General features: G+C 35.1%; 23 protein-coding genes. 7 read left to right on the top strand and 16 right to left on the bottom strand.

The window, feature by feature from the left end:
* Nucleotides 1-21: 21 nt before the first annotated feature.
* Both coxB and cyoE read right to left on the bottom strand, forming a co-directional pair.
* Nucleotides 22-1,116, bottom strand: coding sequence for a cytochrome c oxidase subunit II (gene coxB / locus GH715_RS07955; protein WP_153835373.1), 1,095 nt, complete (start codon nt 1,114-1,116; stop codon nt 22-24).
* An 86-nt stretch (nt 1,117-1,202) separates the two neighbouring features.
* A complete protein-coding gene (cyoE, locus tag GH715_RS07950; RefSeq protein WP_153835372.1) occupies nt 1,203-2,138 on the bottom strand; it encodes a heme o synthase in 936 nt (311 codons plus the stop codon).
* Nucleotides 2,139-2,511: 373 nt separating this feature from the next.
* On the opposite strand from cyoE, the gene GH715_RS07945 reads away from it, so the two are divergent.
* The gene (locus GH715_RS07945) at nt 2,512-3,399 is read left to right on the top strand and encodes a COX15/CtaA family protein (RefSeq protein WP_276208105.1); all 888 of its coding nucleotides are present in this window, start codon (nt 2,512-2,514) and stop codon (nt 3,397-3,399) included.
* Between the two features lie 82 nt (nt 3,400-3,481).
* On the opposite strand, the gene GH715_RS07940 is transcribed toward GH715_RS07945, so the two are convergent.
* Both GH715_RS07940 and GH715_RS07935 read right to left on the bottom strand, forming a co-directional pair.
* Entirely contained in the window at nt 3,482-4,675 is a 1,194-nt protein-coding gene (locus GH715_RS07940; protein ID WP_153835370.1) for an FtsW/RodA/SpoVE family cell cycle protein, read from the bottom strand.
* 278 nt (nt 4,676-4,953) lie between these two features.
* Nucleotides 4,954-5,235, bottom strand: a complete 282-nt coding sequence (locus GH715_RS07935; protein WP_153835369.1) for an Fpa/YlaN family protein — start codon at nt 5,233-5,235, stop codon at nt 4,954-4,956.
* Between the two features lie 219 nt (nt 5,236-5,454).
* Between GH715_RS07935 and GH715_RS07930 the strand changes: the two genes are divergently transcribed.
* Entirely contained in the window at nt 5,455-5,889 is a 435-nt protein-coding gene (locus GH715_RS07930) for a hypothetical protein (RefSeq protein ID WP_338029421.1), read from the top strand.
* 87 nt (nt 5,890-5,976) lie between these two features.
* On the top strand, nt 5,977-6,567 hold the full coding sequence (locus tag GH715_RS07925; protein ID WP_153835368.1) for a YhcN/YlaJ family sporulation lipoprotein: 591 nt from the start codon (nt 5,977-5,979) through the stop codon (nt 6,565-6,567).
* A gap of 102 nt (nt 6,568-6,669) precedes the next feature.
* Here GH715_RS07925 and GH715_RS07920 read toward each other — a convergent pair whose 3' ends face one another.
* The gene (locus GH715_RS07920) at nt 6,670-6,933 is read right to left on the bottom strand and encodes a hypothetical protein (protein ID WP_153835367.1); all 264 of its coding nucleotides are present in this window, start codon (nt 6,931-6,933) and stop codon (nt 6,670-6,672) included.
* Nucleotides 6,934-7,247: 314 nt separating this feature from the next.
* On the opposite strand from GH715_RS07920, the gene GH715_RS07915 reads away from it, so the two are divergent.
* The gene (locus GH715_RS07915) at nt 7,248-7,454 is read left to right on the top strand and encodes a YlaI family protein (protein ID WP_153835366.1); all 207 of its coding nucleotides are present in this window, start codon (nt 7,248-7,250) and stop codon (nt 7,452-7,454) included.
* 170 nt (nt 7,455-7,624) lie between these two features.
* Here the strand turns inward: GH715_RS07915 and GH715_RS07910 are convergent, their stop codons facing one another.
* On the bottom strand, nt 7,625-8,008 hold the full coding sequence (locus GH715_RS07910) for a YlaH-like family protein (RefSeq protein ID WP_153835365.1): 384 nt from the start codon (nt 8,006-8,008) through the stop codon (nt 7,625-7,627).
* 126 nt (nt 8,009-8,134) lie between these two features.
* Between GH715_RS07910 and GH715_RS07905 the strand changes: the two genes are divergently transcribed.
* Nucleotides 8,135-8,305: a DUF5325 family protein gene (locus GH715_RS07905; protein ID WP_018932809.1), complete on the top strand. Its 171-nt coding sequence runs from the start codon at nt 8,135-8,137 to the stop codon at nt 8,303-8,305.
* A gap of 36 nt (nt 8,306-8,341) precedes the next feature.
* Here GH715_RS07905 and GH715_RS07900 read toward each other — a convergent pair whose 3' ends face one another.
* On the bottom strand, nt 8,342-9,145 hold the full coding sequence (locus tag GH715_RS07900) for an inositol monophosphatase family protein (RefSeq protein WP_018932810.1): 804 nt from the start codon (nt 9,143-9,145) through the stop codon (nt 8,342-8,344).
* Nucleotides 9,146-9,287: 142 nt separating this feature from the next.
* Here GH715_RS07900 and GH715_RS07895 point away from each other — a divergent pair, with 142 nt between their 5' ends.
* Entirely contained in the window at nt 9,288-9,908 is a 621-nt protein-coding gene (locus GH715_RS07895) for a DUF1054 domain-containing protein (protein WP_018932811.1), read from the top strand.
* Between the two features lie 103 nt (nt 9,909-10,011).
* Here the strand turns inward: GH715_RS07895 and GH715_RS07890 are convergent, their stop codons facing one another.
* Complete coding sequence (locus GH715_RS07890; protein WP_018932812.1) at nt 10,012-10,281, bottom strand: UPF0223 family protein; 270 nt, start codon at nt 10,279-10,281, stop codon at nt 10,012-10,014.
* Between the two features lie 144 nt (nt 10,282-10,425).
* Between GH715_RS07890 and GH715_RS07885 the strand changes: the two genes are divergently transcribed.
* Entirely contained in the window at nt 10,426-11,895 is a 1,470-nt protein-coding gene (locus tag GH715_RS07885) for an aminotransferase class I/II-fold pyridoxal phosphate-dependent enzyme (protein ID WP_153835364.1), read from the top strand.
* A gap of 60 nt (nt 11,896-11,955) precedes the next feature.
* Here GH715_RS07885 and GH715_RS07880 read toward each other — a convergent pair whose 3' ends face one another.
* From GH715_RS07880 to GH715_RS07845, 8 genes are all read right to left on the bottom strand, one after another.
* The gene (locus GH715_RS07880; RefSeq protein ID WP_153835363.1) at nt 11,956-12,873 is read right to left on the bottom strand and encodes a hypothetical protein; all 918 of its coding nucleotides are present in this window, start codon (nt 12,871-12,873) and stop codon (nt 11,956-11,958) included.
* A gap of 95 nt (nt 12,874-12,968) precedes the next feature.
* Nucleotides 12,969-13,484, bottom strand: coding sequence for a TetR/AcrR family transcriptional regulator (locus tag GH715_RS07875; protein ID WP_153835362.1), 516 nt, complete (start codon nt 13,482-13,484; stop codon nt 12,969-12,971).
* Nucleotides 13,485-13,687: 203 nt separating this feature from the next.
* Nucleotides 13,688-14,596 (bottom strand): polysaccharide deacetylase family protein, encoded by a 909-nt coding sequence (locus GH715_RS07870; RefSeq protein ID WP_153835361.1) that lies wholly within the window; start codon nt 14,594-14,596, stop codon nt 13,688-13,690.
* 368 nt (nt 14,597-14,964) lie between these two features.
* Nucleotides 14,965-16,374 (bottom strand): dihydrolipoyl dehydrogenase, encoded by a 1,410-nt coding sequence (gene lpdA / locus GH715_RS07865; RefSeq protein WP_153835360.1) that lies wholly within the window; start codon nt 16,372-16,374, stop codon nt 14,965-14,967.
* 4 nt (nt 16,375-16,378) lie between these two features.
* Complete coding sequence (locus tag GH715_RS07860; RefSeq protein WP_153835359.1) at nt 16,379-17,674, bottom strand: dihydrolipoamide acetyltransferase family protein; 1,296 nt, start codon at nt 17,672-17,674, stop codon at nt 16,379-16,381.
* Nucleotides 17,675-17,704: 30 nt separating this feature from the next.
* Nucleotides 17,705-18,682 (bottom strand): alpha-ketoacid dehydrogenase subunit beta, encoded by a 978-nt coding sequence (locus tag GH715_RS07855; protein WP_153835358.1) that lies wholly within the window; start codon nt 18,680-18,682, stop codon nt 17,705-17,707.
* Between the two features lie 3 nt (nt 18,683-18,685).
* Nucleotides 18,686-19,768 (bottom strand): pyruvate dehydrogenase (acetyl-transferring) E1 component subunit alpha, encoded by a 1,083-nt coding sequence (gene pdhA, locus GH715_RS07850; RefSeq protein WP_018932819.1) that lies wholly within the window; start codon nt 19,766-19,768, stop codon nt 18,686-18,688.
* A 389-nt stretch (nt 19,769-20,157) separates the two neighbouring features.
* Complete coding sequence (locus GH715_RS07845; protein WP_153835357.1) at nt 20,158-20,802, bottom strand: YkyA family protein; 645 nt, start codon at nt 20,800-20,802, stop codon at nt 20,158-20,160.
* Nucleotides 20,803-20,901: the final 99 nt, after the last annotated feature.

Genomic DNA, 20,901 nt, shown 5'->3' with positions numbered 1-20,901 from the left:
TCACGTTAAGTTAACCTCCCTTTAGTTATCATTTGCTTCATTTTCTCTAAATTGTTGTACACTGTCTACTGGTTCATCAGTAGCTTTTAATTCCATTAAGAAATCAGCAATTTTCTCAGCTTCTGCTTGCCCAATAGAATTTTCTTGAAGATATGGTGCATCTAACATCCCGTTTCCTGGTTTTACTTCAGCAGGATCTACAATCCATCTAACGATTTCTTCTTTACTGAAGTCATTTATACCAGCAACTTTTGTACGGTTACCGAAGTCTGCTAAATTAGGACCAATTACAGGATGATTCGAACTTGCGTCAATAGCATGACAGCTGATACAGCTATTTTCAAATAACTCCTGACCTTCCTGAGCAGTAGCAGATTCTGCAGTGTATTCCGGATCAGTGTTTTGCATTGCATTTACCCACTGATCATATTCTTCTTGACTGACAGCAACAATCTTAAAGTCCATTAGCGAGTGAGAATCTCCACAGAACTCTGTACATTTGCCCCAATAAACACCTTCTTCATAAGCTTCAATGTACATGGTATTTTCATTTTCAGGACTTACATCCATCTTACCTGATATGGATGGAACCCAGAATGAGTGGATTACATCACTGGACATCATGTTTAAATAGATTCTTTCATTTACAGGAATATAAAGTTCCTGGCTAGTTTGAATTTCCTCATTCGGATACTCGAAATTCCACCAGAACTGTAAACCAGTTACATTTACGTTAATACTGTCTTCTTTTTCTGATTCATCTGCTAAATCATATGTACTAGCAATAGTCGGTACAGCGATAATAATTAATAGTAAAATTGGAATAACTGTCCAAACTACTTCTAACGTTTTGTTCCCCTCTGTTTGTTTAGGGATTTGGTCTTCTTGTCCTTTTCTCTGGCGATACTTTAAAACTACATATACATATATTGCCATTACAACAACAAAGACTACAATCATTACAAGGATTGAAATGATAATGACATTAAATGATTGTTCTGCCCCATATCCTTTTGGTACTAATGCAGTTAAGTTGTCTTTACCGCACGCTGAAAGTATGATTACCAAAAAAGAAAATAATGACAGAGTTCGGATTTTTCCCATCCAACCTTTCATGTTTAACCCTCTCTTTCTGTTTAACTTAATATATTTATTTAGAAAAACTTGAATAAATTCAAGTTCTACTGACAAAATTTACTTCATTATAACAAATTACTAGGTAAAGTTATAATAATCATCGAAAAGAAAATAGCTGTTAAGTACAATAATGAATAAATAAACATTTGGTTGGACCATTTGGTATTATCAATGGTAAACAGCCCTTTAATTGCTAAGGCTAACCAACCTATATTTAATATTGTCCCTAACAGAACAAAAATAAATCCTAATTCATGTAATAAAAAAGGAATCGGTAGTAAACATACTACATATACAAGCATTTGACGTTTCGTGATATCAAATCCATGTACCACTGGTAACATCGGAATATTAGCATCTTTATAATCATCCACTTTTTTCATCGCTATTGCAAGAAAGTGTGGAGTCTGCCAAATGAAAATAAGTAAAAATAAAATCCAAGGAATAACATGTAAATCAGGGTCAACTGCTGACCATCCGATTAATGGAGGGACCGCACCTGATAAGCTTCCTATTGCAGTGTTTATCGTATAGCGTCGTTTGGACCACATTGTGTATAACACAACATAGCTAAACCACCCGATCGCACCAAAAATTGCTGTTGGAATGGATGCTAACGACAATATTAATACGCCCACTACAGATAACGAGATCCCGATGATTAAGACATGCAATAAATCAATAGTTCCGGTCACCGTAGGGCGCTTCTTTGTTCTTTTCATCACTTGATCAATGTCTCGGTCATAATAATTATTGATGACACAGCCACCAGCAATTACAAATGCTGTGCCGACAAGTGTTACTAATAATACATGCCAATATTGAGATAAGGAGGCACCCGTATAGAATAAGGCTAACCAAAATCCAGCAAACGCAGTCATTGTATTCGAATTAATGATACCGACTTTCATCAATGATTTTAGTTCAGACCATTTATACAAATATTCATTTGTATGACTTGACAATATCGGCTCATTCGAAGAAAACCCCATTTTATCCATCTTTGTAGTTACCTCCTTTCCATCATTTCAAAACATAAAAGTTTGTTATTTAACACAATAGTTGTATCCATTATAAACTATCAAACAATGATATTGTATCATGTATTTAAGCGCTTCGCTATTTATGTTGAATATTGATTTTTAATTTTGACATTTCTGTGAACAATTGATTGAGATAGTACTTTGTCGACACGAATGTAGTTTTATTTGTTATAATAAATAAGATTTTGATCTCAACGTTTTCTATTATACCCTATTTATTTCTAGCATAATACATAAATACTTTGCAAGAGATATATGCAATCAAATATAATTGCAGAAGTTCTGATAAGTCGTAGTAGAATGATCTAAAGTTTATTGAGGTGTAGTAATGATGAAATTTTTAAAATATTTATCGGTATTATCGACATTAGCCATGATTGGCGTTCTAGTCGGTGGTGCATTAGTAACAAAAACAGAATCTGGGATGGGTTGTGGTGCGAACTGGCCCTTCTGTTACGGTACTTGGTCAGTAGAAATGTTCATAGAATTAAGTCATCGTGTCGTTTCATCAACTGCAGGAATTTTAGTCCTGTTATTATCGATTATTTCTTGGCGAAAAATAGGACATATTCGTGAAACCAAGTTTTTAGCATTTATTTCAATCTTTTTTCTTGTGGCTCAAGGCTTGATTGGAGCAGCAGCTGTTTTGTGGCCACAGTCTGATTTTGTTTTAGCATTACACTTTGGAATTTCCTTAATTTCGTTTGCGGCAGTCTTACTATTAACTTTGTTAATTTTCGAAGTGGATCACAAATTTGATGCAGATTCATTAATCGTTTCTTCATCTTTTCGAAAACATTTTATCTGGCTGACCATATACATAATGATAGTAGTTTATTCTGGAGCACTGGTAAGGCATATTGATTCTAGTTTAGCTTGCCCAAGTTGGCCATTTTGTAATGCTAGTCAACCATTAAGCTTTGATTATCATTTAGGTCAGTGGGTACAAATGGGGCATCGTCTGTTAGCAGGTATCGCATTTATTTGGACATGGGTATTATTTTATAAAATCAGAAAGCATTATCGGAATAGTCGTGTCATGTATTACGGTTGGGGAATTGCTACTTTATTTATTACTATCCAGGTGATTTTAGGTGGACTTGTCATTTTCACGAAAGCTAATCTCATGATCGCACTATTACATGCACTATTTATTACATTGTTTTTCGGTTTATTATGTTACTTTTTATTATTATCCAATCGTAGTATAAAAAGGTAATAAACGAAGTGATATAATTCATTACAATAAAAGCTATTTTTATATGTAAAGAAAAAAGCAAAGCCATGATTGGCTTTGCTTTTTATGATGAATAATTTCTTCTTAATCTACCTGTTGCTCGGGTATCTTCGAGCTTAGTTTCTTCCGTTTCAGTTGTTTCCTCATTAAATCTTTGGTAGTTCACATGACGAGCAATATTATTTAAAATACCGACAGAGAATAATAACATAACTAGTGATGAGCCTCCTGCACTTACGAATGGTAAAGGTACACCAGTTATCGGTAATAACCCACTAATAGCCCCTAAGTTAACTACAGCTTGTATACCAACCATGGAAGAAATGCCGATTGCTAACAAAGTACCAAAAGGATTCTCACACTTCTTAGCAATAAATAATCCTCTGATGACAATAATACTTAAGTTGACCAGTACAAACAACACACCGAATAGACCTAGTTCCTCAGCAATAACGGCCATAATAAAATCACTTTCGGCTTGAGTTAAATAGCCTAATTTCTGAATCCCCTGCCCTATTCCCACACCTGACAATCCACCTGTACCAATCGCTATGTATGATTGTATAAGCTGGTATCCATCCCCAGCAATATCTTCAAATGGATGATAAGCACCGGTGAACCTCGATATTCTTTCATCAGATGCCATATGAAACCCAACTGCACTTAACACAATCAAACCAGTGAGTATCAATAACGATAAATGTTTAAACTTTATTCCCGAACTAAATATAACTGTACATGCTATAGCGAAAACAATAGCCGCAGTACCTACATCAGGTTGCTTGATAATTAATGCTGTTAAAGCACTAGTAATAATTAATGGTGGTATAACAGCTTTAAAAAAATCGTCTATGTAATTGAGTTTCTTTGTATAAATGGCAGCCAAGTAAATAATTAAACCAATTTTGACGAATTCTGCTGGTTGTACGGAAAACGGACCAATCGCCACCCAGGATTTTGCATTATTTAAAGTGTCCCCGAACAATTCTACCCAGATAAGACTTATAAACATTAAAAGAACAATCCACTTCGTTAACTTGAGGTACAAAGTGTATTTAAAATAGCTAGCAAATAGGAAAAAAGCCAATCCAATAAGCAAATACATAGCTTGTCTTAATGCTAAAGAATAAGCAGGATCTTCCCTCACTATTACTGATGTTACCATACTCGCACTATACACCATAACTACACCGAAACCAGCTAACAATAATGGCGATATCATTAATAAAAAGTCAAACGTTTTAGTTTTTTGTTTCATAACGATTACCTCAGAATCTTATATATTATTACTCTCATTCTATCATAATCAAGTACGATTTTAACATAGGACATTTTATATAAAGTTAGAATATAAACAGTGGTGGAATTACCACTATTACTCATTAGCGAAACTTATTAAGTTATAAGCACTCTTAACACCCGCTTATGGAACTTTATAGTTGAAATTAGGGCTTAGAGAAGACTGGCATCAGGATAAAATCTGCTTTAAATACAAAAACCTTGCCTAGTCTGGCAAAGTTTTTACGTGTTAAAACATTATGCTTTCTGTGATGCCTCATGTAAAACATTTAGCTGTCTTTCAAGATTTTCTAATAATGCTTTTCCATCTTCTTCTCTTATTAAATGTAGCCTCACAGCAAAATCTATTTCTCTAGATAAACCAAACATTTGTGTATCCAATACTTCTTCATATAAAGGGCACTGTGGCATCGTTAAGTTATCTATCTGAACTTTTATTAATTGTAAAATTTTATCCGCATCAGCCTTTAGAAGGGCATAGGCTTGCTCTTCTTTACTTAAAGCCACTTCAGGTATCAACTAAATCCCCTCCGTATTAAAACTTCTACAGTTAATATTATCGTGAAAAAGACAAAAATGCAAGATTACTACTATTATATATATTCGCGATAATTTAAATATGTATTAAGATAATAGAATAATGGATGTGGAATGCATTTTCCCTGATTGTTTGCTATCCTAAGAAGTAACGTAAAAATAAAGAGGTGAAGTAAAGTGATCATTCAAATTAAGGGAAAGGTGAAATATCCTATAACACTAGATCCAAGTGTATGGATTTTCGATGACAGAAAAGTAAAATTAGAAGAGGCATTTACACCATCTACTGTTCCAAATGAAGATGTCATCGAATCCAATAGTAAATCAAATAAGCCACCTGTCAATCATAGTATAAAAAAGTATAATAAAAAGGAATTATTAGAACATTCCTATCTTATGCCTATTCAAGAATTCGTTGAAAATGCTGAAGTAGATAAAAAAGTTTCCGAAGCAATATTAAAAACTTCAGATAATAAGGAACATACAATTACATATGGTGAATTATTGGAATCGTTTTTATTATTTTCTATTGATGGTAAACAAATAAAAGAACATGGTCCTGCATATTTATATTATGGGGATGGTTCAAATCAAGATGATCCGATAAAAGGAATTAAGGTTATTGAACTAAGATAATATATATTGTACGTCCTTTCTTCTTCTTCCAAGTATATTTTATTAATTTCAACAAAAAATATACAAAGAAGAAGGAGGGATTTTTTTATGAAGTACATTTATATATTGTGTTTTGTAGCTGTTTTGATTGGTTGTCAGCAAGATGTACAGGAGAATAAATTCGCTCAAAATTCGGATGACTTTGGACAAGTTCAAGTAAAGAACTCCGATCCATCAACGACAGATGATATGGATAATCAAGAAAAAGCACAATATTTGGCCAATTTGGCAAGTGAGGTACCGAATGTAAATGATGCATCTGCTCTAATCACAAATCGTGGTGTTATCGTCAGCATTGATGTCGATGAAGATTTAGATCGTTCACATGTAGGTTCAATCAAGTTCTCTGTTTTGGAAGCATTAGAACATGATCCATTCGGAAGAAAAGCAATTATCGTAGCTGATGCTGACTTACATGAACGAATACAAGGTATGGGGCAAAAAATCCAGGAAGGTCACCCAATTGAAGCTATTACAGAAGAACTGGCTAACATTACCGGCCGCTGGATGCCCGAATTACCTCTGAACGAAAATCAGTCGAAAAATGAAGATTTAAACAAGCAAATAATGGAAGGAAATGAACAAGAACAGCTTGAAGAAATTAAGGAAGAACAGTCTAACCATCAAAAAAATCGTTAAATTATAAAACTAAACGGAATAAACCGCATGAATTCGAATTTATAATAGAATTTCATGCGGTTATTTTTATTACTGTATGTGACTTCATGTTCCATTCTCTTCTTACTGTCTTACTTTATTATAATAGTGAACTCCAAACTGAGATCCCTCTGCAACCATATCTGCATTTTCTAAATTATCTTTCCCTGGGTCTCCAGCTTCTTCAATTGGTAAATGAGAATCATTCATTTGCATAGCATTCTTCCAATCATTCCATTTATTCATAAGGCTCTGTCTTTTAGACTTATCCATTAACACTAAAGATATAGAGGTAGCAACCCCAGCTGCACCTATCATTCCTACTATGCTTCTTTTCCGCACCTTCATCACCCTTTCGCATTTCTACTTTACTATAGCTATACCCAGTCACCACTAGTTAAAACATCTTTTTTATACGTTAACTGATGTAAGAAAAACGCAGAGCGCCCGCTTAAAATGTAGCGGCTATAACTAATCAACTGAAATAAAGGAATTACTGAGAAAAGCGAATCTCGGAGCTAGACATCTGCACTGATATATTACGTCTTATCTTTTTAAAAAAAGTAGACCTTAGCCACTAACAAATAGGTGTAATATGAAAATTGTGAAATTTGTGTTACAATATTCAGAAATAGGTATTTGTTTATATTTGAGGTGAAACAATGCGAGTAAAATGTGTAATTTGCGATAAAATAAATAAAATAGATAATGATTGTCCTAAAGCTAAGAAATTGCGTAATCGACTAATTCACACCTATTTGTGCCCTGAGTGCGATGAACGTATTGAAGAAAATACGATCAAAAGGCACAAAACTGGTAATTTTAAACTTTATCGAAAAAAAGAAGTACAAGACCAGTATTTATCATGAACCAGTCATCAATAAAGTGACAATTATTCTGGTGAACTTTAATATGAAAGATGTTCATCAATTTTAGCTTTAACTGCAACTTAGAAATAGACATGCATTCCATTTTCAGAGGACGTTTCTCTCTTCAGATTCATATTGATATATAGATATACAAAAGCTGAGCAATTCTTCTATTGCTCAGCTTTTTTGTTTTTATGTTGTTTTCGTTCTTGAGAGAGCCTTAAACGATAAACTCCCATTACTACTGCGATAATGAATAAACTTTCTGCTAATGGAAGATTTAGACCAAATATTAATGTCAAAAAGAATGTCCCAATAATTAATAAGATATAGATAACGAGTGATTTAAGTGGCGAAAGTTTTTTGGCAAAACCAAACTTATACGCGAATATAGCGAAAATAACAACTGTTAAGTAAAGTAGTATAAATCCTCTAATTAAGGTAGCCATCTCCCCTTCGTCCGCTACATTTACTTCCCCACCTAAGTCTCTCATGAAAAAATCAGCCACTGGCCATAGATTGTCAGGTACTTGAATTACTGTTTCTCTTTGCATGTGAAACCTCCAAAATTCTACATTCAAACAAAATCTATTATACTTTAATCCCTTGATAAATACAATTTCTATTAAAGATATGATATGCTAAGAATAACAACTAAACTAATTAATTGAGGTGACATAATGAATTTTCAGCTTTCCAAATTTCTTTTAGCATTATGTGTAATCTTGGCATTTTCTGCTGCCGGAGTTGGTGTAGCCCTTCGCAACATTTGGTTTATCGTCATTGCTTTTCTAGTTGGGTTTGCGCTAATGGGATACGGTATATCACTAAAGAAAAAAGAAACCAGTTAAAAATACTAGCAATCCTAAGACTGCTAGTATTTACATTTATTTAAATTCAATATATTCATCCAGTAACTGTTGCTTAATTTTACTATTGCAAGTTAATATCGTATTTTTCTCTAAAAGATTTACAGGTTTTCCGTTTGCTTGGATCGTAACCCCGCCTACTTCTTCTACCAGAATTAAGCCTGCTGCAAAATCCCATGGCGCTAACCTCATCGTTAAATAAGCGTCAACTATACCTTCTGCTACAAAGGCAAATTCTAATGCTGCAGATCCATATGATCTTGTTCCACGACTATCTTTAATTAATTGCTGTACTTTCTTTTCATTAATTCGTTTATTCTCACAAGCTAAGGAGCTATTTAATGCTATGATACTTGTTTCTAAGTTAACCTGTTCACCTAGTGGTGGAAGCTTGTCTTGATTGCGGTAGGCACCTTCACCTTTTTTTCCACTGTACAGTACGTCTTCCATCACATTATAAATAAGACCAATTTCTCCAACACCTTCATGAAAAATTCCAATCGAAATGGCAAAGTTCCGTTTTTGATGGACAAAATTCATCGTACCATCAATAGGGTCAATAATCCATAAGGTCCCATCTAACGATTCTACTTTATCACCATATCCTTCTTCACCAACGATAGAATGAGTAGGATATTTTTCTCTTATTTTCTCAGTAAAAAACTGCTCTGTTGAACGATCTACTGCAGTTACAAGGTCATTCGCATCTGATTTTGTATCAATTTGATATGGATCATCTATTTGATCACGAATTTGTTTACCAGCTTGATAAACCCATTTTCTTGCATCCTCAAAAATTAGTTGCCGAGTGGCTGCATCCATCAACCTTCCTCCATTTCTCCTTAGGGTAATTACTATTTTAGCAAATATTCAATTAATTTAAAAATGTATACTATTTCTTTGCAAATAAATAATAATTAATATAATATTAAAATGATACTAATTAAATAGAAAGGTGAACAAAATGGCATTTAATGGATTCGAACAAAAAGATTTTAAAACATTCCAAATCGAGGGTCTTGATGAAAGAATGGAAGCAATTCAAGAACGCATTCAACCTAAGTTCAAAAGTATTTACGAAGAAATCAAAGAAGACTTAAATAAATTAGCTGGACGTGAAATGCATTTACACATTGCCAAACATGCGAGACGCACAGTCAATCCGCCTAAAGATACTTGGTCAGCATATTGTCATAATAAGCGCGGATATAAGAAACATCCTCATTTTCAAGTTGGTTTATGGGATGATCATCTCTTCATCTGGTTAGCATTTATTTATGAATTACCACATAAAAGTGACATTGCGGAGAAATTCTTAAATGAAATAGACGATATTAAAGAATCTGTCCCTGAGAACTACCATATTTCACTCGATCATATGAAGAATGAAGCCACCCTCCTTTCCGAAACTGACTTACAAGAAGGGCTGGAGCGCTTTAAAAAAGTTAAAAAAGGTGAATTTCTAATCGGACGCAGAATTGAAGCAACTGATCCTCTTTTACAGGATGGAGATAAGCTTATTAAGACGATTAAAGATACGGTACAAACATTAGCACCTTTATATCGCTCTTCTATGGATCTTTAATTAAAACACAGCAAGTTGCGGAAAGATATGCAGTCTTTTTAGCACCATCATGTAGTCTAGGTGTGCAACTGTTCTATCGCTATCTTTCCGCCAACATTGACTGTTACATTTTTATAATATCTTTTGAAGATAAGTCTTTTGCTTTTTTGATCACACGGAAAGGAACATAACCGGACTGTTTTTCAAATTGTTTATCTAATTGTTTTTCTTCACTTTTAGATGGGACGATTTCTTTGTACCGATTATATGCTGCTACTAAATCTTGCTTTTCTACCCCTTTTTCATAAGCTTTTTCAATTAATGAAAAATAATTAACGACATCAACTATTTCCTCTGTTGTCCATGTTTCATCAATAGGATAACTATAATTCATTTACAACACCTCACGTTTGGATTCGCCCGTATTTTAACATGTTCATTTTAGAAAGTATAGCGATAAAACTAGCTATTCAGCGATGGATTTGCTATAATACCATTTGCTTTATATTTCAAATGGTAAAGGAGCACTATACTAAGCATGAATCAGAATGCAACTCCACTTTTTAGTGGATTACTACAACATATAAAGAAAGACCCGAAAGCATTCCATATACCTGGACATAAAGCTGGTAAAGGAATGGAGCCTACATTTCAAGAGTTTATCGGATACAATACACTCGCTATCGATTTAATTAATATAGAGCCTTTAGATGATTTGCACCACCCGAGAGGGATAATCAAGGAAGCACAACAATTAGCAGCAAGTGCCTTTGGAGCTGATCATACCTTCTTTTCCGTACAAGGAACAAGTGGTGCAATTATGACGATGATTCTTAGTGTGTGTAACCCTGGTGATAAAATTATCGTCCCAAGGAATATTCACAAATCCGTATCGTCTGCTATTATTTTTTCCGGTGCAATACCCATATTTATTCACCCTGAATTAGATCATACATTGGGTATTTCGCATGGCATAACACCAAATGCAGTTGCAAAAGCATTACATGCACATCCAGATGCAAAGGCTGTCCTTGTTATTAATCCTACTTATTTCGGTATCGCTGCTGACTTAAAACAAATTGTAAATATTGCTCATCAATTTCATATACCTGTGTTAGTTGATGAAGCCCATGGTGTGCATATTCATTTTCATGACAAACTTCCTTTATCAGCAATGCAGGCCGGTGCAGATATGGCAGCTACTAGCGTCCACAAGTTAGGTGGATCCCTTACCCAAAGCTCTGTACTTAATGTCAAAGACGGACTGGTAAATCACGATCGCGTCCAAACCGTTATGTCCATGTTGACTACAACTTCTACATCATACATTCTCCTAGCATCATTAGATGTAGCGAGGAAGTATTTATATCAACATGGAACAGAGTTGCTTACCCAAACATTAAAATATGCCGAGTTTGCTAGAAACGAAATTAATCAAATCCCTCATCTATATAGTCCAGGAGGGGAACTTTTAGGTACAGAAGCAACCTTTGATTATGATCCGACAAAGATTATTATTTCCGTTAAAAATTTAGGGATTACAGGACATGATGCAGAAGTATGGTTAAGGGAAAACTATCAGATAGAAGTTGAATTATCGGATATGTATAACATATTATGTATTTTAACACCTGCTGATAGCAAGGAAGATCTAGAATATATATTAAATGCTTTAAAACAATTATCTCAACATTATCAAGACGGTGCGAACCTACAAGAAATTAAAGTTTCCATCGCAGAAATCCCTCTTCTGGCAGTCAGCCCCAGAGATGCATTTTACGCAGAATATGAGGTAATACCTTTACAAGAATCTGCTGGCAGAATTAGTGCAGAATCAATAATGGTCTACCCTCCTGGAATTCCAATTTTTATTCCAGGTGAGATCATTTCCGAAGAAAACCTAGAATATATTTCCGAAAATATTAATTCAGGATTACCAGTTCAAGGGTTAGAGGATGAAACATTAGCAACTGTTCGTGTACTGAAAGAACGCGTGGCTTTTAAATAAGCAAATAATTCGAACTGCCCCCTGTTCACTTGACAAGAGGCAGTTCGTTTTTGCTTTGATCTACCTATTCTGTTGAGTAGCAGTTGCTTGATCTATTGATAGGTTGTTATCGCTTTTTGGTTTCATAAAAAACACGAGTGTACTGATTACTGAACCTAGCCAAATGAATAATGTAACACTTGCCATGATAGGCAAAATTGTTAACTCGAATACAGAGCGGCCTAAGCCAGTTTGAATCCCAATAAGTAAAATCATAAGTAACCAAGCAATACCGCCTGAATGGATTAGTCTATTTTTGATCTGGTCTTTAACCTGCGTGTTCTCTAAAAACCAAGCGGGTAAAATTAATGTTTGCAATGCATGAAATCCTAGACCGTGGAGTACAATGAGATTACCTGCATCACCTGTAAGTCGGTCTTGAAGTAAAATCATCCATATTCCAGCGACATTGGCTGCAAAAACAGAAAGAAAGGCATAACGAATCCCAACTAAGAGTAATGGTCTTTCATAAGGAGGTTTTATTCGAAAGAAATGAATCATTAGTATGATCGCTAAGACTACCAGTACTAAAGAATTAATCCCGAATAAAAGGCCTGCAACCATATCGATTTCCGTACCTATGCGTGAAAAGCGTGGATTAATTCCTCTATAGTTCTGAATGGTTTCAATGACATATCCATAAATGCTCGTCACAATAAACAACCATCGTACTACTTTCCTTTTTCGATCACTAAATCTAGCAAGAGGTAAAATTGCAGCTATTGATAGTATAAAAATACCAAGTGCTGCATTAAAGGAAAATGCATCCTTCATATTGCCTTCCGGTAATCTAATATGTCCCTGAAAAAGAATTAAAAAGGCAATACCTAATGCAAGTATAAATCCAAATAAGCCTGTAATAACAAGCCAACGTTCACCTTCAAACAGTTTTACCGACGGCGCTTTTCCAAATCGGTTAAACTTCATAAATTTTAACATGTAATGATCCCTTCTTTCGAATAGGTTATTATTACACCAACATTAATTTATTGATTAATAAATATTGGTATAAAAAAAAGCTTTAGTACTCCTTTTTACATATGATCATCTTTATGGAATAATTGTGGTAAATCCAACACTTCTGCAACAGTAATAAGTAAACCAGTTCCTATAAATTGAGATGCTGTCTGTTTTGCATTCGGAATACCAGCATTTTCGAATTTTAGTGTCAAGGATTCAAAAATAGTAAGGAAAAGCTGTTTAACGTGTTCACGAATTCCCGTTTCCGCAATTGCATGTGCTTGCATAACCATCAAAACCTCATCACGGTGTGTCTGAATGATTTGTTCAAACGCATACCCCATCGTTTCAATTAATTTATCATTAGGAGCTTGAACTTCTGAAAACGTATCGTAAATTCTAGTGAAAGCACGGTCAATAACTGCTTTAAATAGTTCTTCCTTGTTTTTAAAAAAGTGAAATACATATGGCTGCGTCACCCCTGCAGCTTTGGCAACCATTGCAGTTGTTGCTTTATAATACCCCTTTTCCGCAAATACTGCTACAGCGTTATCAATAATGATTTCTTTTTTATCTTTCTTTGGTGTCATTTAATCATCCTTATGTAGATTATTTATTTATTACTCAATAAATAATAATGTATTTATCTATTCGTGTCAATAGGCAAATGTTGAGCTTAGTTACTCATTCTCCATGGCTAGCTTTATCTCGAAAACACTAAAAAACACCTTCGAGATAGTTTTTCAACTATTCGAAGGTGTTTTTAGACTATTGGAAGATTGGAAAAGTTCGATTACTCCGGAACTTGTAATGTCATTGGATCTACGAATTCGTAGCCTTTATCCCGCAAACCTTTTACAATATCTTCTAATGCAGCCGCAGTCCATTCTCTGTCATGCATTAATAAATTGGCACCAGGTTTTAAGAGCGAATACGAGATTTCAATTTCGGGAGCTTCACCTGAAATCATAGCTTCTTTGAGTTTTTCAGCATCCATATATGGCTCAAAATAATCATATCCATATGTCCAATTCATGAGAAGCATACCTTCTTCCTCTACTAAAGATGTAGCATAATCAGTATTTTCCCCGTGTGGTGCTCGGAAAAATTTTGGTTTTTGTCCAGTTATTTCTTCAATAAGATCGTTTAACTCCATTATTTCTTGTTTTTGTGTTTCCTCATCAACATCTGATAATTTTTGATGATGATATGTATGGTTACCAATTGCAAATCCCATCTCATGAATTTGACGTAATTGTTCTTTTTTTTCATCAGTTTCTAAGAAATGACCATTTACGAAAAAAATAGCTGGTGCTTCTAGTTTCTTTAATGTTTGAGCCATTTCTAACGCATATTTTTCTGGAGCATCATCAATGGTAAGTAACACTACCTTCTCGTTTGTACCTTCATCTAGAGGTACTACATTCCAGTTATCGTCGATTTTATACAATGGTTCCGTTATTTCTTGTACTGCTTCTTCTTCTATATTTTTTTCATCTTGAGTCTTATTGTCTTCATTATCTTCTGTAACCGGTGGCTCTTCCTCTCCTTCATTCTCTTTTTCTGTTTGATCGGTTGATGTCTCTTCGGTATTAGCTTCTTCTCCCTCAGCTACTTCATTTTCATCATTCATATTATCACTACATGCACCCAAAATGAGTAATATCCCTAACAGCAATGTAAAGATACTTTTTTTAACCAACGAAAATTCCTCCATTTCAAATTAATAAGACAACCAGACAATGCCACTACTTCGCAGTAGATATAAACTGCGAAGTTAACAGGACTTCTCTTCCAGGGATATCTCTTTCTGTTCCAAGGATACCTCTTTCTCTTCCCTGGATATCCTTTGCTGTTCCGGGGATATGCCCTTCTCTTCCCTGGATATGGTCGTTTATCCTCGGAAGAGAAGATCTTTTCCCTGGAAGAGAAGCCTATTTCCTCGGAACAGATCGGCGCTTCCGGGGATATCTCTTTTCCATATCTACGTTATTTCACAGTATATGGATTTTTTGCATTTTCTTTGTTTTAAAAAGGAGCCTGCCATAGCAGACTCCTTTTGTTCACTTATTATTTTACAATATGAATTGGTGTACCGATAGCAACCTCTGCTGCTTCCATTGTGATCTCACCTAAAGTAGGGTGAGCATGGATTGTTAGAGCAAGATCTTCTGCTGTCATACCAGCTTCAATAGCAAGTCCGAGCTCAGAAATCATATCACTAGCGTTTGGACCAGCAATTTGTGCACCAATAATTAAATCATCATCTTTGCGAGTAACAAGCTTCATAAATCCATCAGAAGCATTCAATGATAATGCACGACCATTTGCTGCAAATGGGAATTTCGATGCTTTTACATCGTAACCTGCTTCTTTTGCTTCCTCTTCAGAATAACCAACAGTAGCTAATTCTGGATCAGAGAATACAACTGCAGGGATTGCGTTATAGTCAATTACTGCATTTTCCCCAGCAATTGCTTCAGCTGCAATTTTACCTTCATAAGAAGCTTTGTGTGCAAGTGGTGGTCCAGGAACAATATCACCAATCGCATAAATGTTATCTATATTTGTACGACATTGCTCATCAATTTTGATAAGACCTTTATCTTCCATTTCGATACCAACTTGCTCTAAACCAAGTTCATCAGTGTTAGGTTTACGTCCAACTGTTACTAATACGTAATCCGCTTCAACAGTTTCTGTTTTACCTTTCACTTCATACGTAACTTTCACACCGTCTTTTGTTTCTTCTACACCTTGGGCCATTGCTTCTGTAACAATTGTTGCACCTTTAGATTTCAAATTCTTTTTAACAAGGGCACTCATTTGTTTTTCGAATCCACCTAAGATATCTTTCATACCTTCTAAGATCGTTACTTCTGTACCAAAGTTAGCATAGGCGCTACCTAATTCAGTACCAACATAACCTCCACCGATAACAACAAGTTTCTTAGGAACTTCTTGCAAATTAAGTGCACCAGTAGAATCTAATACACGATCAGAGAACTTAAATGTTGGTAATTCGATTGGACGAGAGCCTGTTGCAATAATACAGTTTTTAAAAGTATATGTTTGAGAGTTTTTGTCATCCATTACTTTCACTGTATTTTTATCAACAAAGTAAACTTCACCATTGACGATATCTACTTTATTTCCTTTTAATAACCCTTCAACACCGCCAGTTAGTTTTTTAACAACTGAGCCTTTCCATTCTTGTACTTTGGAAAAATCTACAGAAACATTTTCTGCTTTAATCCCTAGTGATTCATCACCTTGAGCGTGATCATAACGGTGACCTGCTTCGATTAAGGCTTTTGATGGGATACATCCAACGTTAAGACATACACCACCAAGAGTACCTTTTTCAACTACCGTTACTTTTTGTCCAGTTTGTGCTGCACGAATTGCTGCAACATATCCCCCAGGACCAGCACCAACTACAAGAGTATCTAATTCTACCGGAAAATCTCCTACTACCATTTGTTTACCCCTCCATCATAATTAATTGTGGGTCTTCTAACAGACGTTTAATTTGATTTAATGCTAACTGTGCTGTTGCACCATCAACAATTCTGTGGTCAAAACTTAATGATAATGCTAGTACAGGCGCAACGACAATTTCACCGTCACGTACAACTGGTTTTTCAGCGATACGTCCAATTCCTAAGATTGCTGCCTCAGGATAGTTGATGACAGGTGTAAACCATTGTCCACCAGCTGAACCGATATTAGAAATAGTACAAGAAGCACCTTTCATTTCGTTAGGAGCAAGCTTTCCATCTCTTGCTTTTCCTGCAAGTTCATTAATTTCACTGGAAATAGCAAAAATCGATTTAGAATCAGCATTTTTCACTACAGGTACAAGTAAACCTTTCTCTGTGTCAGCTGCAATACCAATGTTGTAATAATGCTTATGAATGATTTCATCTGTATCATCATCAATAGAAGCATTTAAAATCGGATATTTAGATAATGCAGAAGTTAAAGCTTTTACTACATATGGTAAGTAAGTAAGCTTAATTTCTTGTTCTGCTGCAATTGGTTTAAATTTCTTACGGTGAGCAACCAATTCAGTTACATCAACTTCATCATGTAATGTAACATGTGGTGCTTTATGTTTAGAATTAACCATTGCATTCGCAATTGCTTTTCGGATTCCGCTCATCTTCTCGCGAGTTTCAGGGAATTCACCTTCAGGAACTGTTTGAGTAGAAGTTTGAGCTGGTTCTTCACTAGCTTGATTTTCAGCTGCTACATCTGCTGATTTTTGATCGCCATTTAAGAAAGTATCAATATCTTCTTTTAATACTCGATTATTTTTTCCAGTCCCTTGTACCTCTGCGATATTAACATTGTTATCACGTGCATATTTACGAACAGAAGGCATCGCAATTACGCGGTTGTTCGGATCTTTAGCTGCTGGCTCTTGTTTTTCTTCTTTAGCCGCACTTTCATCTTTTGTTTCTTCTTTTTTCTCTTCTTTTGGTTCATCTTTTGCTTCAGCTTTGTCACCATCATCTGCTGATCCTTCATCTTCATATCCTTCAGCATCGATAGTAATAATAGTTTCACCTACTGTCGCAACGGAACCTTCATCAAAATGTACTTCTTTAACCGTACCCTCTACTGGAGAAGGAATTTCAACAACTGCTTTATCGTTTTGTACTTCACAAATTACGTCGTCTTCTTTTATCTCTTCACCAGCTTTTACAAACCATTTTACAATTTCACCTTCATGGATACCTTCACCAATATCAGGCAATTTAAATTCAAAAGCCATTCAAATGACCTCCCGTCTCGATTTTATTGCTTAAAAATTAATGACTTTATTTACTTTTTCGATAATATCGTTATAGTTTGGTAACCAAACTTCTTCTGCTTGTGTGAAAGCATATACTGTATCAGGAGCAGCCACTGTAAGGATAGGTGCTTCTAAGTGTAGTATAGCTCGTTCTTGGACATTAGATACTACATAAGAAGCAATACCTGCTTGACGTTGCGCTTCTTGTACCATCACTACGCGGTTAGTTTTCTCTACTGATTTAATAATGGTATCGAAGTCAACAGGCATAACCGTACGTAAGTCAATTACTTCTGCATCAATGCCGTCTTTTTCTAGTTCTTCAGCTGCTTTTAATGAAGAGTGTACCATTGCTCCATATGCGATTAATGTTACATCTTTTCCTTCACGTACAACATTTGCTTTACCTAGTTCGAGTGTGTAGCCTTCCTCAGGTACTTCTTCACGGAATGAACGGTAAAGTTTCATGTGCTCTAAAAATACTACCGGATCATTGTCACGGATAGATTGAATTAAAAGACCTTTTGCATCATAAGGACCAGATGGAATAACTACTTTCATACCTGGTTGTTGTGCAATCAGACCTTCTAAAGAGTCAGCGTGAAGCTCCGGTGTATGCACACCACCACCAAATGGTGAACGAATCGTAATTGGAGCCGTTTGTGTATTACCAGAGCGGTAACGTAAACGTGCCATTTGACCATTAATAGCATCCATTGCTTCATACACGAAACCAAAGAATTGAATCTCTGGTACCGGACGGAAGCCTTGAGTTGCAAGACCAATGGAAATACCAGCGATTCCTGATTCAGCTAATGGTGTATCAAACACACGATCTTCACCAAATTCTTTTTGTAAACCTTCTGTTGCACGGAAAACTCCGCCGTTTTGACCAACATCTTCTCCGTATACAAGCACATTTTCATCATTTTTTAATTCTACTCTTAAAGCATCAGTAATTGCTTGGATCATTGTCATTTGAGCCATGATTTACTTCGACTCCTTTGCTTTATATTCTTCCATTTGTTCCTGCAAGTGAGCTGGAAGTTCTTCATACATATTACCGATTAGATCAGTAACTTTTTGTTTTGGTTGTTCATCTGTTTTCTTAATCGCTGCTTTGATTTCTTCTTTAGCTTTTTCGATTACTTCATTTTCTTCTTCTTCAGACCATAAGCCCTTTTCTTCTAGGAATTTACGGAAACGAACGATTGGGTCTTTCTTCTCCCATTCATTATCCATATCTTCCGTACGATATCGAGTAGGATCGTCACCAGCCATTGTGTGAGGACCATAACGATATGTTAATGTTTCAATTAATGTCGGACCTTCACCATTAACTGCACGATCTCTTGCATCTTTTGTCGCTGCATATACAGCTAGAACATCCATACCGTCTACCTGTATCCCTTCAATTCCAGCAGCTACTGCTTTTTGAGCTAATGTATCAGCAGCAGTTTGCTTTTCAACTGGTACTGAAATTGCAAAATGGTTGTTTTGCACAACAAAAATAGCTGGAGCTTGATACGCACCCGCAAAGTTGATTCCTTCATAGAAATCCCCTTGAGATGTACCACCGTCACCAGTGTAAGTAATAGCTACTGACTTTTTACCACGTTTTTTCATACCTAATGCAACACCAGCAGCTTGTGTATATTGTGCACCAATAATAATTTGTGGACTTAACGCATTAACTCCTTCTGGCATTTGATTTCCGTGATAGTGACCACGAGAAAATAAAAATGCTTGATAAAGAGGCAGTCCATGCCAAATTAATTGAGGTACATCACGATAACCAGGTAAAATAAAGTCTTCTTTTTCCAGTGCAAACTGTGTTCCTAATTGTGATGCCTCTTGTCCTGCTGTCGGTGCATAGAATCCTAAACGCCCTTGACGGTTTAACGCAATCGAACGTTGATCAAGAATTCGCGTATACACCATGCGATACATCATTTCTTTTAACTCTTCATCTGAAAGATCAGGCATAGCATCTTCGTTTACGATTTTACCTTCTTCATTCAGAATTTGAAACGTTTCAAACTGTTCTTCAATATTTTCTAAAGTACGTTTCAAAAGAATTCACCTCTTCCTTTCCTTTATAGCCTAATTTAAATTTATCAAAATTAGCTTTCCCAAAAGATTAAAAAATCTGTACCAAAGTCATTATTATTGCTATACCCTTTAGGACAAAAAATAATCTGCCTATGTAATAAATAAACTGTTACATAAGAATCGACTTAAATTACTGGTACAATTTTTACACATGTATAGTTTAGCTTATTGAACTCTGTTGGTCAAACACTTTGCAAGATTTAATTACATTTTTATTCTACCCTTTTAAAATCGTATCGTCGCATTTATTAAAGCGCTTTTACAAAATCTGTTTCATAAACTTTCTTTATCTGTACTATTATTGTTACTTTTTAAAACAACAAAAAAAGCTTCCGAAAAAATCGAAAGCTTTACTCATATACGACATTCAAATCAGCTGCTTTATAAAAATCTTCTTTAAGCTGATTGTATGTATCTGTCAGTTCATTAAATTCCGTATTCAATTCCATTACTTCATCATATGATTGGTTTACTGTATCAATTTGTTCACGAAGTTCTTCTTCTGTAAGTTCTTCGTCCATAAATAACTCATATAAAATTTTATCTTGATCTAAAGAGTTTAAATATGCTTCATTTAATTGTTGATAAACATCATATCGTTGATCCATCGTTTGGATCATTTCTTCAGCTTTTTCTTTAGGTTCTTCGTCTAAATCATCCACATACTCTTTAACTTGAGAAAATTCTTCTTCTGCTCCTTGCATACTTTCTAATTCAGTTTGAAGTAATTCTTTTCGTTCTTCAATTGTATCAATTGCTTGTTCTGACAATGATGTAATTTCATCCATTTCATCAGCAGTCAATTCGATAATTTCGTTATATAGTTCTTGTTCTTCTTTTTCCAGTGCTGTGAATGGTTCTTGTTGTTCAACAAATGTTCGTTCTAATTCTACTGTTTCTTCTAAATGTTCATACATGTCATTAGCGACAGTTTCTCCACTACATCCCACTAATACTAGTGTAAGCAAAAAGCCGATTAGTAATAATCTTCTCATATTCCCTAAATCCTCCTAAAGCAACTACAAAAATTATTATAAGCCCATTTATTATAACATAAAAAACCTTTGCTTTTGTACAAAAGTTAAAATTGCATA

The sequence above is a fragment of the Gracilibacillus thailandensis genome (assembly GCF_010994055.1).
GTDB classification, from domain to species: Bacteria; Bacillota; Bacilli; order Bacillales; family Amphibacillaceae; genus Gracilibacillus; species Gracilibacillus lacisalsi.
This window is presented reverse-complemented; position numbering and strand designations above follow the sequence as displayed.

Excerpts from the sequence above, each read along its gene's own strand:
- coxB (WP_153835373.1), bottom strand. The coding sequence starts at position 1,116 with ATGAAAGGTTGGATGGGAAAAATCCGAACTCTGTCATTATTTTCTTTT.
- cyoE (WP_153835372.1), bottom strand. The coding sequence starts at position 2,138 with ATGGATAAAATGGGGTTTTCTTCGAATGAGCCGATATTGTCAAGTCAT.
- GH715_RS07945 (WP_276208105.1), top strand. The coding sequence starts at position 2,512 with ATGAAATTTTTAAAATATTTATCGGTATTATCGACATTAGCCATGATT.
- GH715_RS07940 (WP_153835370.1), bottom strand. The coding sequence starts at position 4,675 with ATGAAACAAAAAACTAAAACGTTTGACTTTTTATTAATGATATCGCCA.
- GH715_RS07925 (WP_153835368.1), top strand. The coding sequence starts at position 5,977 with ATGAAGTACATTTATATATTGTGTTTTGTAGCTGTTTTGATTGGTTGT.
- GH715_RS07920 (WP_153835367.1), bottom strand. The coding sequence starts at position 6,933 with ATGAAGGTGCGGAAAAGAAGCATAGTAGGAATGATAGGTGCAGCTGGG.
- GH715_RS07915 (WP_153835366.1), top strand. The coding sequence starts at position 7,248 with ATGCGAGTAAAATGTGTAATTTGCGATAAAATAAATAAAATAGATAAT.
- GH715_RS07910 (WP_153835365.1), bottom strand. The coding sequence starts at position 8,008 with ATGCAAAGAGAAACAGTAATTCAAGTACCTGACAATCTATGGCCAGTG.
- GH715_RS07905 (WP_018932809.1), top strand. The coding sequence starts at position 8,135 with ATGAATTTTCAGCTTTCCAAATTTCTTTTAGCATTATGTGTAATCTTG.
- GH715_RS07900 (WP_018932810.1), bottom strand. The coding sequence starts at position 9,145 with ATGGATGCAGCCACTCGGCAACTAATTTTTGAGGATGCAAGAAAATGG.
- GH715_RS07895 (WP_018932811.1), top strand. The coding sequence starts at position 9,288 with ATGGCATTTAATGGATTCGAACAAAAAGATTTTAAAACATTCCAAATC.
- GH715_RS07890 (WP_018932812.1), bottom strand. The coding sequence starts at position 10,281 with ATGAATTATAGTTATCCTATTGATGAAACATGGACAACAGAGGAAATA.
- GH715_RS07885 (WP_153835364.1), top strand. The coding sequence starts at position 10,426 with ATGAATCAGAATGCAACTCCACTTTTTAGTGGATTACTACAACATATA.
- GH715_RS07880 (WP_153835363.1), bottom strand. The coding sequence starts at position 12,873 with ATGTTAAAATTTATGAAGTTTAACCGATTTGGAAAAGCGCCGTCGGTA.
- GH715_RS07875 (WP_153835362.1), bottom strand. The coding sequence starts at position 13,484 with ATGACACCAAAGAAAGATAAAAAAGAAATCATTATTGATAACGCTGTA.
- lpdA (WP_153835360.1), bottom strand. The coding sequence starts at position 16,374 with ATGGTAGTAGGAGATTTTCCGGTAGAATTAGATACTCTTGTAGTTGGT.
- GH715_RS07860 (WP_153835359.1), bottom strand. The coding sequence starts at position 17,674 with ATGGCTTTTGAATTTAAATTGCCTGATATTGGTGAAGGTATCCATGAA.
- GH715_RS07855 (WP_153835358.1), bottom strand. The coding sequence starts at position 18,682 with ATGGCTCAAATGACAATGATCCAAGCAATTACTGATGCTTTAAGAGTA.
- GH715_RS07845 (WP_153835357.1), bottom strand. The coding sequence starts at position 20,802 with ATGAGAAGATTATTACTAATCGGCTTTTTGCTTACACTAGTATTAGTG.